The organism is Testudinibacter crocodili (assembly GCF_006228025.1).
GTDB lineage: Bacteria > Pseudomonadota > Gammaproteobacteria > Enterobacterales > Pasteurellaceae > Chelonobacter.
Genome location: NZ_VDHF01000093.1, coordinates 1 through 592 on the forward strand (window position 1 = coordinate 1; position 592 = coordinate 592).

Sequence of the window (592 nt, forward strand, 5' to 3'; positions counted from 1 at the left end):
CAATAAACTTAAGTATAAAGAGAATATAAGAAAAATATACTTAACATTCTTTTTTATTGGCTTGTCGGTACTATCATACAAATTTTTGGTTGATGGCATATTAGAGAAATAGACAGATTACTATCACTTCTCTAAACTCATGAGGAATTGATAAAAAAATTTATTATCGTAATTTTACAACCATGATTATTAGATAAGAAAACAGTTTTATTGTAAAAGTTGGAAGTGTTGAGGTATTAAATTTTATTATATGAATAAAATAAAATATTTTTGGAATTACCTGTTTTATTTTGCTTGGAAATTGCATTGTAAAGTTGGTTTTATGTTGATAGAACGCCCATTAATGTATATCTTAGAAAGTATACTAAAATTTATACCAATAATTAAACATAGTGCTGCCGCACGTTATCGAAGCCGACGTAACGTGTTAGATGATATGGAGATCGGTTTTAATATCGTTTTTGTGTTTAAATTTTTTCTGACATTTACTTGGATAATAGTCGTGAGCCTTTTTTCTTATCTTATTGTTTATCTAGGCATAGCTATAGATACTCCTCTCTTTTTGACTACTCATTTTATTATTACAATCGCC

At 27.4% G+C, this 592-nt stretch carries 1 protein-coding gene; it reads left to right on the forward strand.

The window, feature by feature from the left end:
* Positions 1-250: 250 nt before the first annotated feature.
* The coding region (locus FHQ23_RS12615) for a hypothetical protein (protein WP_267963689.1) at positions 251-592 on the forward strand (342 nt) is incomplete at its 3' end.